The organism is Cytobacillus sp. GQ23, from assembly GCF_059758675.1.
The window spans coordinates 1-16,454 of sequence record NZ_JCAXER010000001.1 but is presented as its reverse complement, the minus strand read 5'-3'; the positions used below and the strand labels follow the sequence as shown (position 1 = coordinate 16,454).

Genomic DNA, 16,454 nt, shown 5'->3' with positions numbered 1-16,454 from the left:
TTTACTTTGGTCTTTCGATAGAAAATATATCTCCTATTTTTGCATATTGATTGCCAGCCAAACGGCTTACTGCAGCGAGCCCTCCTGGATCAATTCTTCCTTTTTCATAGATGTTTTCATCAATATGAAATTGAACAACTTTTCCAATGATAAGATCACAGCCAGGGGTATCCACACCCCCTATTCGAAGCGATTGTTCCAGGGTACACTCCATACGGATTTTCGCTTCCATCACTCCAGGTACGGATATTTTCGTACTTTCTGCAGGAGTCAATTGCGCTAATTCTATTTCACTTTGTTCTGGAGGCAAAGCTGCTGCTGTTTTATTTATTTTTTCTACATTCTCTTTATCGACAATATGAACAACAAATTCCTTTGTGCTGATAATATTTCTTGCCGTATCCTTCTGGGTTCCTTCATTCCGTTGAATCGCCAAGGATATCATGGGGGGATTGGATGTTACGATGTTGAAATAACTGAATGGTGCCCCATTGAATATACCTTCATTGGATACAGTGGTTACAAAAGCAATAGGCCTTGGTATGATGCTTCCTATTAAAAATTTGTAATTTACTCTTTCACTATTGTCTGATGGGTCAATTGAAATCAAAACAGGCATCACCTCTCAATCCAATTCCCTGACTGTTAACGGAAGCAAAAGACTTTCAATCTTTTCCCTTTGCATCTCATATTGTTCAGGAAGCATTAATTTCCTGCCCATTGTTTCCTGGGTTTCATCAAGGGCAAACCCTAGAGGATCAGTAGCAATTTCAAATAAAATATTCCCATATTCCCTAAAATAAATAGCATTAAAATAATTGCGGTCTCGAACTGGTGTAACTTCATATCCATTTTCGGCAACATACTTTTGCCAATCCAATTGATCCTGATTATCCACTGCCCTCCAGGCGATATGATGGACCGTTCCCACACCCAATCGCCCCCGTCCAACTGGAGTTAATTTAAGATCGATGATGTTTCCAATATCAGCAGAAGACCGGTAACGGAGAAAATCCCCTTCCTGACCTGCAACTTCAAGTCCCATAATGTTTTCCAGCAGATCAGCGGTCTTCGCTGGCTGTGTTGAAAAGAGAACTGCACCGCCAAATCCTTTTATTGCTGTTTCAGGTGTAACCTCTCCGAAAGTCCAGGAATTTCCTTCCCCTTCTTCTCTTTCAACCATCTCCAAATGAAGTCCATGAGGATCATCAAATTCCAGATATTGCTCATCAAATCGTTCCATTTTTGTATAAGGAACATTAAATTTTTCAAGCCTTTCTTCCCAGAACTTCATGGCACCTGGTGGAATGACATACGAAGTGACTCCTGCCTGGCCGTCGCCAATAATCCCTTGACGCGCACCTCCCCAAGGAAAGAATGTAATGATTGTTCCTGGTTTGCCGCCCTCATTTCCAAAGTAAAGGTGATAGGTGCCTGGATCATCAAAATTGACCGTTTGCTTGACTAAACGCAATCCTAAAACTCCTGCATAGAAATCTGCATTCTCTTGAGGATGGCCAACTATTGCCGTTATATGATGAATCCCCATTGTTTTTTTACTCATAATTTTCACACTCCTCCTACAATCACCCCGGTAAATGTTCTCCCTGACATGTTCGCTTTATTTTAGCTATATACTTATCATCTTCCTCAGACTCTAGAACAATCGAACAAACACAAGAATTCTTGTTGGTTAACTTATAATCTTGTCGGCTGTAAGCAGAATGTTCCATGATGAATAAGAGGGCTCCTATTGCGTGCAGGGATCCCCGATTCTCAAACGATTAGTCAGATGCCTAACCTGCTATCAATTCAGTAATACAATGTTTTATACAAGCTGAAAAGGAACAAAGATTAACAACCGAAAAGCATACTCTTAATAATTTTAATTCGAGGTCTTTTAGAATAAAAGGAAATCCAATGCATATCGGCCAGGGCCAATTAATGCGATACCTATGGCTACAGAGATTAAAGTTAAGTTATATTCATATCCATTAGATGTTGCCCATAACCCATTTGAACCATGCACCTTTACGATTGCCATTAACATAGTTCCCGCAATCATTAGCGATGCCAATGGTGTTAAAAATCCTAAAGTAAACAAAATTCCCCCGATTAGTTCTGCTAGCCCTGCAAAAAGGGCCATTAATACTCCTGGCTTCATTCCAATGGAATCAAACCAGCCTCCGGTTCCCTTTAATCCATGGCCCCCAAACCAGCCAAATAATTTTTGAGCTCCGTGACCAATGAATAATACGCCAATTACAAGTCTAATAATGAATAAGCCTAAGTCCATCATATTAAATTCCTCCTAATGTTATTTATCTCGAATTCAAGATATACGACAAAAATTTAGTGACCTTCTACTTTCTTTTCCGTAAGCTGGCTATTGCCACAATTAAATTAACTAAGTGAATTTTTTGTTTCTTTTTGGAACCGATTTCCGCTATCTGGATAAAATGATTTACCAAATAGGTTTAACATTTTGTTTTCTTTGAGCACTCTTTAATTTTTCTGGAGTTACATCATCTCCTATAGGATCAATGACGGTTGTGTTTAATAGCAGTTCTTCCATAGATCCTCGGAATTTTTGAATATATTGACTGCGCAAAATGACTAATTCATCATTTTCAACTTGTGTTAAGCCTTCCTTTTTTCTTTTGCCTGAAAGTTCGTTTATTCGTATTAACATTTCATGCATAAGAATTACTCCTTTCCAGCAATAATTCGATCAAATATCTCGAAATCAGATATCTTGAATTAAAGATAATTTATTTTATTAAATTTGTCAACACTCCTCTCCTAATTATGCAATTTATCATTGTTTTTCGCCTCTGGAATGATAATAGCCCAAAGGTTTGCAGTTCTTTACCAACACGTTTTGTTATTCTTTGTGATGATCTGATGTTTTTAAAGCAGAGTTCAGACACTTGGATTATTTGACGAGGATAATGATATTCACTCAAAACGGCTCCATAAGTCTATGAACCTTCCGCATGATCGCGGACGATTCCTGTTATCGTTAACATCATAAACCGCACCTCCTTTTATATCGCCATCCGTTCATAATTTTTTCCAAAACCGGAAACAATAAGCGAAATACGACACATAAACAATAGTGCTCTTTGGGCTTTCTTTCAAAGTCGCTTTAAAGGAATTTCTCCGAATGGGAAATCAGGGACATTAAATTGGAACCTGGTATGCTGGTTAGTACGCCCCAATGCTGTATCTTTCTGATGAAAAAACTGCACTTAAGCGATATTATCTGCCAAAGGCTGCAGTTTTGACTGAAGCGATTTAGCTCACATTTGAAAAGCATGCCGCTCTTGCTGCGGATCAGGGATCCTTTTCAGCTTAGCAAGAAATAGCTTTACCGCAGCCAGTGACCAATCACGAAACGGAGGTGAGCCAGATTCAGGAGCAGCCACTACCAGACAGATTGAAAATATCTCCATTTTTGGTTTTTTATTTAATTATTTCTATGCAAATTGGCATTGGAGTTCTCGGCTATCAGAGAAATATCGCAGAGAATGCAGGCTTTGATGCCTGGATTTCCATTCTGTTTGCCGGGGGATGCATACATGTTCTAGTTTGGATGATATATAAAATTGCCGAAACGGTTGAAGGGGATTTTGTGACAGCCCATACCTACCTTTTTGGCAATTTCATCGGCAAAGCAATCAGTTCCATTTTCATAGGGTACTTTTTTTTGTATGTATTAGCTATATTACGAACCTTTATCGATGTCATTCAAGTGTGGATGTTTCCGGATTTGAGTACTTTCTGGTACTCTTGTGCCTTCATGATACTTTGTGTTTACATCATTTTTGGCGGGTTCAGAACGGTAGTAGGGATAGCCTTTTTCGGCCTGGTATTGCCTGCTTATCTCCTCCTCACCTTTGGCTTTGCTGTTAAATTCTCAAACTTCTATGAGCTTCTCCCAATTTGGGATCATTCAGTGAAGGACCTTCTCGTCAGTTCCTATAAAATGTCACTTACCTTCATTGGATTTGAGATTGTTCTGTTCACTTATCCTTTTATAAAGGAACCTAAGAAATCCAAAAAGTGGGCCCACCTTGCTGTTTTCACCACTACCTTAATCTATACAGTGCTGGCAGTCATTACCTTTGCCTATTATTCGGAAGAACAGCTTGCTAAACAGGTTTGGCCCACTTTGACCATGTGGAAAATCGTTGAAATGCCATTTGTAGAACGTTTTGAATATATCGGAATTGCAAACTGGAATTTAATTATGCTTCCGAATGTGTGTATAGCCATTTGGATTTGTTCCAGGCTAATTAAAAGGATTTTTAATATTAAGCAAAAAATCGGTGTGTTTTTTATTGTCGGTGCTTTATTAATTCTGATTATCTTTGTTGATTCACGTGAAAAGATTAGTGTGCTTAATGACTATTTTGGAAGGGCAGGGTTTGGATTTACATTCATTTATATCCCCTTGTTCTTTGTCGCCATCATGATTGCCAAGAAGGTAAAAAAGAAAGGGAAAAAGAAAAAGAAGGGAAAAGGATAATGGGGATGTAAGCAGTGGAACGTAGAATCCGCAGCGGCTAAGCGCCAAGGAGGCTCAAAGCCCGCCCGCGTTAATAATTATAACAACTATTTATATGAAAAGAGCATTTTAAAGCCTCCTGACATATGAGTGATTTTGCGTTCTTATGCATGGCTTCAGGACCGTCTCATTCTTTCAGGAGGCAATTTTTTTATTCTAATCCCCCGCATTACAGGATGCTGCATCTTTAGCATAATAATTATAGCAGCAAAAAGAGAGAAAGGATTTCTCCTCTCCAAGATACAGCCAGTCATATTGCCCTTGGTCGTCTATCAGCTATAATTACCATACCGGACAACACCAGAGACCATTAACAGCATTAACGCAAAAATAACTATCGTGCCGATAGCAGCTAAAACATTAAGGATTGTATTGGCATTTGTACTAAATAGCCTGCGCAATACAATATAAATCCCAACTCCAATAATTCCGCCTAATGTATTCCCCAGAAGGTCAGTTATGTCACTGCCTCCTATCGCAAAGATGAATTGCAGTACTTCAAATAACAAGCTGGCACCGGCTACAGGCACTACCTTTTTCAAGAACGACCAATTTGGCTTCAGCATGCTGATATAAATGCCAAATGGTATAAACGCAAGTACATTTAAGATGATTTCATTACTATCGATTCGCCCTTCAGCATTAGCCGAACCTGCAAAAGGAATCAAGTTGATTTCCCTAAAATCCGTGAAATGACGCAAATCTTGGATTGAAGACTGCATTTTGAAGGGAATGATCCATATTAACACCAATAAATAGATGGCCAGCAGGACAGCCGTTATTTTAGTTTGATTGTGTTTCATACTTTCCATTGATCCCCTTATCTCCTCTATACGGTACTTAACGTATTTTCCATTCACAAACCATTGACAACTCATTCTCTTTTAAATGTGCAGTAAGATTGCCTCGCATCTTGGTCATGAGACTTTTAGCGATCGCCAATCCCAATCCTGTGCTTTTTTCCGTTCTTGTTTTGTCCCCTTTGTAAAACCGGTCAAAAAGATAATGGATATCTTGTTCATTCAGCTGATCAACCTGGTTGCTTATGATCAGTTGGACAGCTGCAGGCAGTTTTTTAAGGCGGATGGAAATGTTCCCCTTTGAATGTTTAATGGCATTGACCACTAAGTTTTCGATCACTCGTTTCACGGCAGAGACGTCCCCGATGATCGATATCTCTTTTTCCGGGATTTGAAGAGCAGGCTCAACGCCCTGCTGATTGAATTGCTCATAAAACCCTACCAGGACTTCTAAAAGAAGATGGTTCAGCACCATTTTTTCAGGCTTTAAAGGATAATCAGCAGATTCAATAATGGACAGCTCGAAAAAATCTTCCAACAAAGCCTTTAAACGTAAGGCCCCCCCTTTTACAACAGAAGTATACTCTGCTTTTTTCTCTGAGGATAATTCGTCTGATTCCAAAAATTGAATATACCCTAAAATAGACGTCATAGGCGTGCGGATATCATGTGATATATTCGCAATCGCCTGCTTCAATTCATTTTCTTTACGGCGTTTTTCTGCATTTGCCTGTTTGGTTACATCAATTTGCTGGTTGATTTCTTTCACAAGGTTTTCGATATCCTTGTCAAAAAAAGCAAGATCGAGTTTTTTCTCTGTTACACCATTATTTAACTCGTGCAATTGCTTTCCAGCTCTTTTTATTTCTTTTTTCAGCAAATAAAGACGAGTGAGAATAAATACAGTTATGATGATTAAAGTGACAGCCAAATAAACGATGATTCCCACCCGCTTTCCTGCTTACTTAATTTCCTTCTTTAAAAATATAAAACTGCCGATTAGCCCAGCAGCAACATAGGTTATCAATGGGACCAGCAACATCTTAAGGAATTCTCCAGACCCAAATTCAGGTTCTGAAATATCCAGATAAAGCTTAAACGCAGAATGATTATAGATGGTTTCAAATAACGAAAACTCCTGGCCCAGCATGTATAAAATACTGTCAATCAAAATAAAAAACAAGATTAGAAACCCAATTGTCTTTCCTGCATCCGTAAATATGCTTGCAGCCAATGCCATTATAGATGAGAATGCTGCTGCATATAGAATTGTTAATCCCAATGTTCGAAGAAAAAAACCTAAATCCGGCATGTCATGAAATCCAGATAATATCGCTGTAAGACCAGTCATCACAACAGGGAATATCACTGAAATAATGGCCGCTCCTAATGAAAAGACAAATAATTTAGCAGAAAAGAGACGAAACCTGCTATTCCCGGAAGCACCCATGCTTTTCATTGTACCAATTGAATATTCGCTGGAAATAAAGAAGCCTGCGAGAATACAAGGAACTAATCGTACAATATAATTATTTCCTCCAAGAGCTGTAGACGTGTAAAGATCTTTCACCGAAACCGGATCTGTTCCAAATGCTTCATCAAAGAAGATTAGCATTGGATAAAATACAGCAGCTGCGATAAGCCCAAACACCAATGTCCAAAATGCCCGGTCCTTCCTCAGCTTAAACAACTCAAATTTCAATAGATTACCCATGCTGAACACCACCGATCCGATTGGTAAAATAGGTTTCCAGGTCCTCACCCATCGGCATAAATTGCTCGATCAGCAACGCATTGTCTGTAAGTGCTTTTGAAACATTACTTGGTGCTTCAAGGTGGCTGTAAAGCTTAATGGTCCCATCAGGCAGAACTTCATAATGAGTGGTCCCGAGAACGGTCTCAATGATAGTGGCTGCTCTGTCTGGATTATCCACCTTTATTTGAATATACTGCTGACATTTTCCATTCAGCTCGCTTGCCGTTAATTGCTCCAGCAATTCCCCTTTATGAATGATTCCGTAGTGGGTGGCGAGTAAATGAAGTTCACTTAAAATATGACTCGAAATTAATATTGTAATTCCATATTCCTGATTGAGCTTCTTCAATAATTCTCTTATTTCCACAACACCCATTGGATCAAGTCCATTAATGGGTTCATCGAGAATCAGGAATTCCGGTTCACCTAACAAAGCAATTCCGATCCCAAGCCTTTGTTTCATACCCAATGAAAAATTCTTTGCTTTCTTTTTTCCTGTATCCTGGAGCCCAACAATCTCAAGTGTTTTTTGAATACATTCCTTCCCGGGAATCCCCTTTAACAGTCTGTGCGCTTCCAGATTATCAGCTGCACTCAAATGCGGGTACAATGCTGGACCCTCTATTATCGTCCCAATTCTTCTTCTGGCCTCAATCAGCTCTGTTTTATTACTTTGCCCGAACAACTCAATCTTCCCTGTTGTTGGAAAAGAGAGTCCTGTTACTAATCGAATTAGTGTTGATTTACCTGCACCGTTTTGCCCGATAAAGCCATAAATGGACCCTTTGTTTATTGTAAGATTTACTTTATTAAGGGCCAATTGGTTTTTATATTGCTTGGTTAAGTTATTCGTTCGAAGCACGAATTCCTCCAAATCGTTTCCCTCCTTTATGTGATGCTTTTAGTTTAGAAAGGAAATCATAAAAAAGAGTTAAGAAAAGTCTTAAGAAAGTCTTAAGTTTTTAATTTATATCCTACTCCCCAGACAGTCTCAATATATTCTTCATGCGGATTCGCTTTCGATAGTTTACTCCTGAGATTACTCAAATGAACGCTGATGGTGTTGTCATCTCCATAGTATTTCTCATTCCACACACTCTCGAACAAATTGGCTTTCGTGAAGACTTTCTTTGGAGACGACAGGAGTAACGTTAAAATGGCATATTCCCGTGCTGTGAAAAGAATCTCTTTTTCATTGACAACTACTATTTGTGATTCTGTATTGATTCTAATATCTTTATAGGTCAGCTCTTTAATATGTAATGTCTGATTCATGCGCCGATATCTGCGCAGATGGGAATCAATCCTCGCCGATACTTCTTCTATATCAAACGGTTTCGTTATATAGTCATCTGCTCCTGTTCGCAATGCCTCTATTTTGGTTTGCTGCTCACTTTTCGCCGATATGATCATTACCGGAACAGGTAACTGCTCACTTATTTTTTCAAGCAGCTCTTCTCCTGACATTCCAGGGAGCATTAAATCCAGCAGGACCATATCCCAGCTGCGTTTTTCCAAGTACAGCATTGCTTCGGTTCCAGAGAATGCAGGCTGTGGCCTATATCCGCTATTTCGTATAATGTTACATAACAATGTATTGATATCATTATCATCTTCTACAACTAAGATGTTTATTTCATTTTCCATATGATCGACACCTTACAATTAATTTAGCGACTCCTATTTTATACCACTACCGTGTGAATCGCCATTTTAATAATATGAGATTGATTTTTTTTTGAACGACCGTACTCAAATTAAAACATGAGTAAAAATTATCAGGCAACTAACCAAAAGAATTGTCGTGGAATATGTGATAGCGACTATCGCTTAATATGAGTACGCTTAAGCCTCAATAAAGAGGAATTGCTGGAGATAATCTTATTCATTCAAGTACTTTACGGCTTGCCAGGACTAAATAGTTCCACTCCTTCAAGCTCAAAAATCTCGAAAAAAAATGCTTCAGGTATATATTTAATCCAACCTTACTTTCATAGATCAAAACCGGCAGCTGTTAAAGATGTCGAAAACATTATTATTCTTCGTCAAAGCCTATTAATTGCACTTCGAACTTATCATCCTCAAAACTGACCATAGCATGAATCCTGTTGTCCTCATTCCCCTTTTCGTATCCAAAGAGAAAGATTTCGGTGCCATTTGTGCGAGTAGTAAACTCATGCTCATTTATAACGACATTCATCCCCTTTTTCTCGTTGAAATACTGAACTGCGGATTCAGTAGACTTCTCTATGATTCTTTCTTCTTCTTCCTTAGACATATCACTACACCCCTGCAAAATTAATGCTGCCATAATCAATAACAGGATTCTCTTTAACATCTCCATTCCCCCTACCACTTCGGACCGGAATTAATCTCAGCCCGCATGAGCGAATCCAGCCTCTTTCTAGTCTGGATTATATCATACCGTTTGTCTTCCAAACGATGAATCTTTTAAGAGAGCTCCAGGAAGAAATCTGCCGACCATTGACTTGCCCGTTCTTTTGCTTCTCCTGCTTTCCAGCTATATAGCTGTTCCATGCTATCCCTGTATTAAGCTGAGTCTCTCTAAGTTTTCCTACGAAAGTATCAAGCTCACTTTCAGCAACACTATGATTTTGAATGTCATTTAGGTATTGAGATATATTTTTTTCATCCATCATACCAGCTTATCCGCCTCTTTAAATTCTTTTGCTGCAAATCTTAAATAATGGCTAAACTTTAACGTTTCTTCATTCAGTCAGTTCTCTAATCTTGTTATTTCATTAAGCAATTCATAGCCAATCTCAATCGTTTAGAAACTCCATACATCTTCCAATCCCAGCGGAACCGTTTTCCCTCTTCTAATCTTCCGCTGCTTTTGGTAAACCAGAATTTAGTAGTAATCGAAGGATCGATAAAAGCTTCAAAGACCTCATGAACAGGTTTTCTGATAAGCATTTCTACTTTTGAAAATGATACCTCGTTTAGGTTTGTCATTATGTTTACTCCTTTATATCCTTTCAAATAATAACAAGATTATCCTATTCTTATATATATTTTCATATATAAACGAGCCAAAAAAAACGGCTTTGACAGTTTCACAAAGCCGTTTTTCTCCTATTGTATGTATTAACCGTGATGTCCTTCAGTATAAATTTGGAAGGTTACATCGAATTTATCTTTAATGACCCCGTAAGCAGGACTAAAACTAGTTTCTGATATCGGCATTAGAACTTGTCCGCCATCCTGTAAGGCTTCAGAAACTTGTCGCGCTTTGTCCGCATTGTCAAACGTAATACAAATAGTCACCAGGTTTCCCTCTTGAGCTGGATGTCCTGGGAATGTATCTGAAAACATAATCGCTGATTCTCCAACCCTTATTGTACCGTGTGCTACAAGGTCCTTTGCATCCTCTGGTAAAGGAAAATTCGGGTCAGCAGGCATTTCACCGAACGTAATCACTCCTAAATTCTCGGCACCAAATACCTTTTCGTAAAATCCAATTGCTTCTTTTGCATTTCCGTTCAGCTGTAAATAAGGAATAAATTTCATTCTGTCAGCTCCTCTATCATATTAGAAGTAAGCACTCCAAGTAATATTATAACCAACACGCATAAAAAAGACACTAAGATTCTGAAAATTATAAATGTTTAGCTATTTCAAATCTATATACAAATTTGATACAATCAAATAGATTCTATAAAAGGAATGATTCGAATGAAGAAAGCAGACAACCAAGCCTCCTAAATTTACGTTAATATAAAAAGTTTAGGAGGCATGTATAATGAACTTTCATAAAATTGATTTAGACAACTGGAAAAGAAAAGAGATATTTAATCATTTCTTGAACCAGCAAACAACTTTTAGCATGACCACAGAAATTGATATAAGCAATTTATTCCGCCACATAAAACAAAAGGGATTTCTACCCAACATTTATTTTCTTAGCAGCAACTGTCGTAAATTCAAATGCAGCATTTAGAATGGCTTACAATAGTGATGGAGATTTAGGTTATTGGGAAAAGATAGATCCCCTATATACGATTTTTAATCGTGAATCTGAATCATTCTCTGGTATTTGGACGCCAATAGCGAATAGCTTTGAAGTATTTCATGATATGTACCTTGCTGATGTAGACCAATTTAATGGTACAGGAAAACTGTTTCCGAAAACCCCTATTCCAGAAAACACGTTTAGTATTTCGATGGTACCTTGGACCTCATTTACCGGGTTCAACTTAAATATCAATAATAATAGTAATTACCTTCTCCCGATTATCACAGCAGGGAAATTTATTAACAAAGATGATTCCATTTTTTTACCGCTGTCTCTGCAGATCCACCATTCCGTTTGTGATGGTTACCATGCAGCAATGTTTATGAATGCGATTCAGGAATTAGCTGATTGCCCAGATGACTGGATTAAATAGAAGAAAAAAGACCGGCTTTTTTAAAAAAGGATTCCGTTTTTTGAGGTGCTTTTCTAAAATTCCGCATCGAAATATTAGTTCTCTTGACATCTTAAATGACATATAAAAAGCAAAACTCGCCCCAAAACCGGGCGAGTTTTCTTTGTAATGAATTTCGATTCTTCTTAAACTAAAGCCCCCGATAGTTTAAGTGGAATTCTTCACAATCTTTTAAGTGGTAGCATACAAGAAATTAACATTTTTACTTTCTTAACTAACCGCCCCTTTAGTTGAACAAAAAAAGCCGCCTGATTTAGCAGCTGATCTTGAACAAAAGCCCCCTATTGTTTAAGTCATCCATTCTTAATATAACTCCATTCCTTTTAATTTGTTGCTCCAATATTTGAATGGATTAGAAACTCCTAAAAGAAAAAGGATACTAAACCATAACTGGGTGAATTTTTTATAAGAAATTTATTCCACTCCACTTTCCAAAATCCTAAAAGTCCTCTTTTCACAATTAATTTCTGCCAATGCTCCATATGGCAGTATGAACTTAGGTTCAGTATGGCCAAAATTCAAGTTATAAAGAATCGGCAAATCCTCCAAATCAAATTCATTCATTACTTTTTGAATTATTTCTTTATATTCCTCATAATACTTCTCATCTTGTGGTTTACCGAAAATGATTCCATTTGCTTTTTGTAGAATGCCTTGTACAGCGTAATTTCTCAGCCAATACTTAATATGATCTGGTTCTGGTTTTTCTTCCGATGTTTCAAAGAATAGTATGCTATTCTCCCAATATTTTATTTCAGGCCAAAGTTCTGTTCCTTTTGCAAACTCTAGTACCTCGATACAACCACCAATCAAATTTCCTTGTGCTACACCTGAACCTTGCAGTACCTCGTACCCTAAATTTGCCTGCATTGTTCGTCTCTGGTTCTTAAGCTCTTCTATCCATTCTAACCGCTCACTGGTCCATTCAATAGCTGGTTGAATTTCACCAATTACCTCATTTGAAAAGAGTGTTCGATTCACCATTTCAATCGTATATGGATCCATCTCCACATTTTCAGCAAAATCGGTTAAAATTGCTGGACCATAATAAGAAGAAATTCCGGCTTTAAGACAAAATAAATGTGAAATGGTCACATCAGAGTAGCCCATAAATATTTTCGGGTTTTCACGTATAACATCAAAATCAATATAGGGAAGTAAGCGAATACTATCTTCTCCACCAATATTTGCAATGATTCCTTTTATACTCTCATCCTTAAAAGCGTTCATCAAATCTTCAGCACGCGCTTGTGGACTTTTGTAAAGATAGTCTCCCCCTTTCAAACTATTTGGCATTGGAATAACTTTTAGTCCAAACATATCTTCTAATCTCTTTACACCTTGTTCATATCTCCATCTAAGTGTTGGTTCACCTGCTCCTCCCCAAGAAGGACTTACTGTTGCAACATAATCTCCCGGTTGCAATTTTTTTGGCTTAATTAACACATTAACTCCCACCCTTTAAATAACTGGATAATTTACGTATGGAATTATTTTATATAATCTGATGGTACCACTGAATCCATATTGTGGAAATAACTTTTTGAACTAACTGCCCCGTTAGTCGAATAAGAAAATGGATTGCCGCAGCACCCCTCCCTCTTTAACTCTTGCATCCGTTCGTTTAAGTGTAAAAACTCACAAACACTTAACTTTCTAACAAAACTTGAAAATCTTTAACATAAACTGCATTTCCAGTAATTTGAACATCAAATGATTCCTTATTTTTGGCAACTTGTACTACAATCCGACCATCTTTTTCAATTTCATGACCTTGTTCAACTATTAGATTTAAAGGTTCTATTAAATTGGTTTTTATGTATTTTGCATAATAAGCTCCCATTACCCCAGAAGCTGTACCAGTTACTGCATCTTCAATTGTTCCTGAATATGGTGAAGAGAAGTGTCGAGCGTGCATATCAGCATTAGAATCATACGTTTCAAGACAAAAAGGATGAACAGATGATTTTGGCATTTCCTTTAAAATTTTAGGAAACTGCTTATTATTTGGTTCCATTTTTTGAAAAGCATCAAGTTGTTTTATCGGTATTAGTAGAGTCCAGGTACCCGTACTTCCATAAAGTATTGGTAAATCATCATGAAGGTCTGATTCATTTATTCCTATTGATTTTGCTAAATCTTCTTTTGAACCTGTAAAGTCTTTGAATTGTGGAGGAGCCTGTTTCATCGTTATAAGTATTTCGCCATCAATAGATTCGTTAATTTTAATTGGTAGAATGCCAGCGTTTGTTTCGATTGTTAACTCTGTTTTATCCCCCAATATCCCTTTACTTTTTAATGCATAAACAGTCGCAATTGTGGCATGACCACATAAATTCATTTCATGACCTGGTGTGAAAAACCGAATTCTATGGTCAGCTACATCCGATTTAATTGGAAAAGCAGTCTCATTAAAGCCAACTTTAAAAGCTATCTCTTGCATTTCTGTTTCTGATAATTCAGCTCCATTTAACACTACTCCAGCAGGATTTCCCTTATTAGGTTCTTTACTAAACGCATCATAATGATAAACTGTTATAGATTTCATAACCCATCCCCCTAAATTCAAATAAAGTCTTTTTCATTATTTTACCATTACTTTTTAATTTCTTGTTCAACTACCCTGTCCCTTTTGTTAAATAAGAAAAAGCCGCCTAGTTTGGCAGCTGTTCTAAATATATGCAACAGTTAGCTTAATAAGCATTATTCTTCTTCAATGTCATCACCATCAACCAACGTATCATTTATTTGCGTTATGACAGTTCCTTTTGGTAAGTTCGCAATAAATTGATCAAGTGGAAAATATTTTTCCTCGTTGGAAAATAAATAAAAACCAGCTCCATCGTGAAAAACAGTAATAAAACTAGTTTCTGCTTCTATTTTGAAGGTCGGAATGGACCGTTTCCTTTTTCTAAACCACTCAATAACTTCCTCAGCTTTGAACTTTAAATTGTCGGAAAAGGAAATTGAATAAAACTCATTTTGAGTTGGAAGCCAATATGTTTCATTTATTAATTGAGCTAAAGAATCCGAATCATCAATCTTAGTAGTAAAGCAAGGTGGGTGATATTGGTGTTTCCCAGAGAAATCATAATAAAATCGCTTTTCTTTAAGGATGTTTAACCTAAAATCGATATTATTCTGTTTTAAAAAAGTGATATATTCTTCAGCTTGTTCCTCATAAACAATAAAGGTAATAAATAATGGATACCTATTTTGCTGAAATAAAAAATCCAGTAAAAAGTTTTTATTTTCATCCACATAATTTTCCCCATCAGCACCGACAAAATAGGCAGAATCCAATTTTCCATCCAATCTTATATAATGTCCTAAATTATCGAGAAACTCGTTTGAAACTGGTTCTTCTACAATCCATATTTCCGCCATATTTACTCCTCAGTATTTATTAAAGTCTGATTTTCTTTGATACTTACAAATGTTACAATCAAATTCTCCAGCTTCCTCTATTCCTTAAAACCTTCTAAGAGTTATATTTACACAAGAACAGATAGTATTCCTTCTTTAACTAACCTGCACCGTTAGTCGAATAAGAAAAAGGTCTGCTGGACCTAACTGGATATTCAAGTCTTGCACTCTTTAGTTAAAGAAGAAACTTTATTCGATCCCTTAAAGAAGCTTACACTTGCTTAAGCCCCTTTGTAGGATTCGATGCCTAATTCTTTTAAGTCCTTACACATTTATAATGTTCTTCCTGTTGCAGCAACAACATTTATTCCTTTGTTTTTCAATGATTTAATAGCTTCAATAGCCGAGTATGGAATGCTGCCATCTTCATGGCTTGTAATAGTTTAATAGGTCCTATAAAAAAAGAGCAACCAGTAAAAACTGGTTAACTCTATAATACGAACGCACCCCGTTAGTTTAAGTATCTAAAGAAATTTTTAATTGCATCCATACGTATCTTATGACTACAATCCTCGCAACAAAAAATCTTAGCCTTATTTTCCTTAAATTGTTTATAATTTAGTGAACCTTCGTATACTCTGAATATCCTTTTACAACTATAACAAAGTACCTCATAGTAAATCATTAGATCCTCCTAAGCGACACATTACTTTTTAGTTGATTTATCGAAGATTGTAACCAGTTCTCTAGTGTAATCCTTAACATCTAAATTAGGCTTTCTCGTTAATTCAAGGGTGAACCCGTCAATGGCACTTCTTATTGTTAACGCCATCACTCTTGCTGATGATTTGGTAAATTCTCTGAAAACTCCTTCTTGCATCCCTAGGGTAAGAATATTTTCAATCGGAAGTAGAATAGCTTCATCATGGTCTGCTGCAAACTGAAGTTTACCATCAGCAGTTCTCTTATTAGAAACCGTTTCAATAACAGCGAAAACATGCTGGCGATTTTCATCTATAAATGTAAGGTTGGATTCAATATACACCCGAAGCATGTCTTTAGGAGATTTTTGAGCTTCTATTCTTGGAGCAATATAGGCTTGCCAAGCCAAATAGTATTCGATAGGTATTTGCTCCAATAAGTCCTCTTTATTTGCAAAGTGATAAGAAATAACCCCCTTACTGATATTTGCACGCTTTGCAATTTGTCCTATAGAGGCTTGAGCGTAACCTACTTCTGCGATTGTTTCAATCGCACATTCCACAATTTGAGCTCTGCGGGCTTTTTCGATGAATGATAATTCTTTTTGGTTAGTTGGTTTGTTTTTTTTACTCATGCACTAATTTTAGTACAGTCGTACAAACAGTTCAAACAAAAAAAAACCATTTAGTTGAAGATTATCTAAATGGTTTTATGCAAATATCCTGGACCATTAGTTCAATAATACCTTAGTCCATAATATGGCCCGATTGTTGAACACAAGTTGAACATCGATCTTCAACTAAACTGCCCCG

General features: G+C 37.1%; 20 protein-coding genes and 2 pseudogenes. 2 read left to right on the top strand and 20 right to left on the bottom strand.

Annotated features, from left to right (window positions below; genetic code table 11):
* Position 1: 1 nt before the first annotated feature.
* From AC6CHU_RS00110 to AC6CHU_RS00090, 5 genes are all read right to left on the bottom strand, one after another.
* Positions 2-610: a flavin reductase family protein gene (locus AC6CHU_RS00110; protein WP_498119515.1), complete on the bottom strand. Its 609-nt coding sequence runs from the start codon at positions 608-610 to the stop codon at positions 2-4.
* A 15-nt stretch (positions 611-625) separates the two neighbouring features.
* The gene (locus AC6CHU_RS00105) at positions 626-1,564 is read right to left on the bottom strand and encodes a ring-cleaving dioxygenase (RefSeq protein WP_498119513.1); all 939 of its coding nucleotides are present in this window, start codon (positions 1,562-1,564) and stop codon (positions 626-628) included.
* Positions 1,565-1,900: 336 nt separating this feature from the next.
* Entirely contained in the window at positions 1,901-2,299 is a 399-nt protein-coding gene (locus AC6CHU_RS00100) for a DoxX family protein (protein WP_159865527.1), read from the bottom strand.
* A gap of 165 nt (positions 2,300-2,464) precedes the next feature.
* On the bottom strand, positions 2,465-2,701 hold the full coding sequence (locus AC6CHU_RS00095; RefSeq protein WP_498119511.1) for a DUF896 domain-containing protein: 237 nt from the start codon (positions 2,699-2,701) through the stop codon (positions 2,465-2,467).
* A gap of 601 nt (positions 2,702-3,302) precedes the next feature.
* The gene (locus AC6CHU_RS00090; RefSeq protein ID WP_251284658.1) at positions 3,303-3,455 is read right to left on the bottom strand and encodes a hypothetical protein; all 153 of its coding nucleotides are present in this window, start codon (positions 3,453-3,455) and stop codon (positions 3,303-3,305) included.
* Between AC6CHU_RS00090 and AC6CHU_RS00085 the strand changes: the two genes are divergently transcribed.
* A complete protein-coding gene (locus AC6CHU_RS00085; RefSeq protein ID WP_498119832.1) occupies positions 3,413-4,531 on the top strand; it encodes a GerAB/ArcD/ProY family transporter in 1,119 nt (372 codons plus the stop codon). The two genes, AC6CHU_RS00090 and AC6CHU_RS00085, sit on opposite strands and share 43 nt — an antisense overlap.
* Positions 4,532-4,842: 311 nt before the next feature.
* Here AC6CHU_RS00085 and AC6CHU_RS00080 read toward each other — a convergent pair whose 3' ends face one another.
* The 9 genes and pseudogenes from AC6CHU_RS00080 to AC6CHU_RS00040 form a co-directional block, all read right to left on the bottom strand.
* Complete coding sequence (locus tag AC6CHU_RS00080; RefSeq protein ID WP_498119509.1) at positions 4,843-5,382, bottom strand: VanZ family protein; 540 nt, start codon at positions 5,380-5,382, stop codon at positions 4,843-4,845.
* 28 nt (positions 5,383-5,410) lie between these two features.
* Positions 5,411-6,319 carry a sensor histidine kinase gene (locus tag AC6CHU_RS00075; RefSeq protein ID WP_498119507.1) on the bottom strand — a complete coding sequence of 303 codons (909 nt, stop codon included), beginning with the start codon at positions 6,317-6,319 and terminating at the stop codon, positions 5,411-5,413.
* A gap of 12 nt (positions 6,320-6,331) precedes the next feature.
* A complete protein-coding gene (locus tag AC6CHU_RS00070; RefSeq protein ID WP_159865518.1) occupies positions 6,332-7,084 on the bottom strand; it encodes an ABC transporter permease in 753 nt (250 codons plus the stop codon).
* Positions 7,077-8,000 (bottom strand): ABC transporter ATP-binding protein, encoded by a 924-nt coding sequence (locus AC6CHU_RS00065; RefSeq protein ID WP_498119505.1) that lies wholly within the window; start codon positions 7,998-8,000, stop codon positions 7,077-7,079. Before AC6CHU_RS00065 ends, AC6CHU_RS00070 begins: the two co-directional genes overlap by 8 nt.
* Positions 8,001-8,080: 80 nt before the next feature.
* A complete protein-coding gene (locus AC6CHU_RS00060; protein ID WP_498119504.1) occupies positions 8,081-8,773 on the bottom strand; it encodes a response regulator transcription factor in 693 nt (230 codons plus the stop codon).
* A 388-nt stretch (positions 8,774-9,161) separates the two neighbouring features.
* On the bottom strand, positions 9,162-9,464 hold the full coding sequence (locus AC6CHU_RS00055; RefSeq protein WP_159865509.1) for a hypothetical protein: 303 nt from the start codon (positions 9,462-9,464) through the stop codon (positions 9,162-9,164).
* Positions 9,465-9,540: 76 nt separating this feature from the next.
* Positions 9,541-9,786, bottom strand: coding sequence for a hypothetical protein (locus AC6CHU_RS00050; RefSeq protein ID WP_159865506.1), 246 nt, complete (start codon positions 9,784-9,786; stop codon positions 9,541-9,543).
* A gap of 133 nt (positions 9,787-9,919) precedes the next feature.
* A pseudogene (locus tag AC6CHU_RS00045) lies at positions 9,920-10,102 on the bottom strand (SRPBCC family protein); the annotation flags it as partial.
* A 132-nt stretch (positions 10,103-10,234) separates the two neighbouring features.
* Positions 10,235-10,657, bottom strand: coding sequence for a VOC family protein (locus tag AC6CHU_RS00040; protein WP_159865503.1), 423 nt, complete (start codon positions 10,655-10,657; stop codon positions 10,235-10,237).
* Positions 10,658-10,889: 232 nt separating this feature from the next.
* Here AC6CHU_RS00040 and catA point away from each other — a divergent pair.
* A pseudogene (gene catA / locus AC6CHU_RS00035) lies at positions 10,890-11,641 on the top strand (type A chloramphenicol O-acetyltransferase).
* Positions 11,642-11,988: 347 nt separating this feature from the next.
* Here the strand turns inward: catA and AC6CHU_RS00030 are convergent.
* The 6 genes from AC6CHU_RS00030 to AC6CHU_RS00005 all read right to left on the bottom strand — a co-directional run bounded on the left by AC6CHU_RS00030 (position 11,989) and on the right by AC6CHU_RS00005 (position 16,276).
* Complete coding sequence (locus AC6CHU_RS00030) at positions 11,989-13,020, bottom strand: S66 family peptidase (protein WP_251284610.1); 1,032 nt, start codon at positions 13,018-13,020, stop codon at positions 11,989-11,991.
* 202 nt (positions 13,021-13,222) lie between these two features.
* Positions 13,223-14,122: a PhzF family phenazine biosynthesis protein gene (locus tag AC6CHU_RS00025; protein WP_251284609.1), complete on the bottom strand. Its 900-nt coding sequence runs from the start codon at positions 14,120-14,122 to the stop codon at positions 13,223-13,225.
* 155 nt (positions 14,123-14,277) lie between these two features.
* Positions 14,278-14,961: a hypothetical protein gene (locus tag AC6CHU_RS00020; protein WP_251284608.1), complete on the bottom strand. Its 684-nt coding sequence runs from the start codon at positions 14,959-14,961 to the stop codon at positions 14,278-14,280.
* Between the two features lie 311 nt (positions 14,962-15,272).
* Positions 15,273-15,380, bottom strand: a complete 108-nt coding sequence (locus tag AC6CHU_RS00015) for an HAD hydrolase family protein (RefSeq protein WP_311315960.1) — start codon at positions 15,378-15,380, stop codon at positions 15,273-15,275.
* Positions 15,381-15,451: 71 nt separating this feature from the next.
* Positions 15,452-15,625, bottom strand: a complete 174-nt coding sequence (locus AC6CHU_RS00010) for a hypothetical protein (RefSeq protein ID WP_019383338.1) — start codon at positions 15,623-15,625, stop codon at positions 15,452-15,454.
* Positions 15,626-15,646: 21 nt separating this feature from the next.
* Entirely contained in the window at positions 15,647-16,276 is a 630-nt protein-coding gene (locus AC6CHU_RS00005) for a TetR/AcrR family transcriptional regulator (protein ID WP_251284607.1), read from the bottom strand.
* Positions 16,277-16,454: the final 178 nt, after the last annotated feature.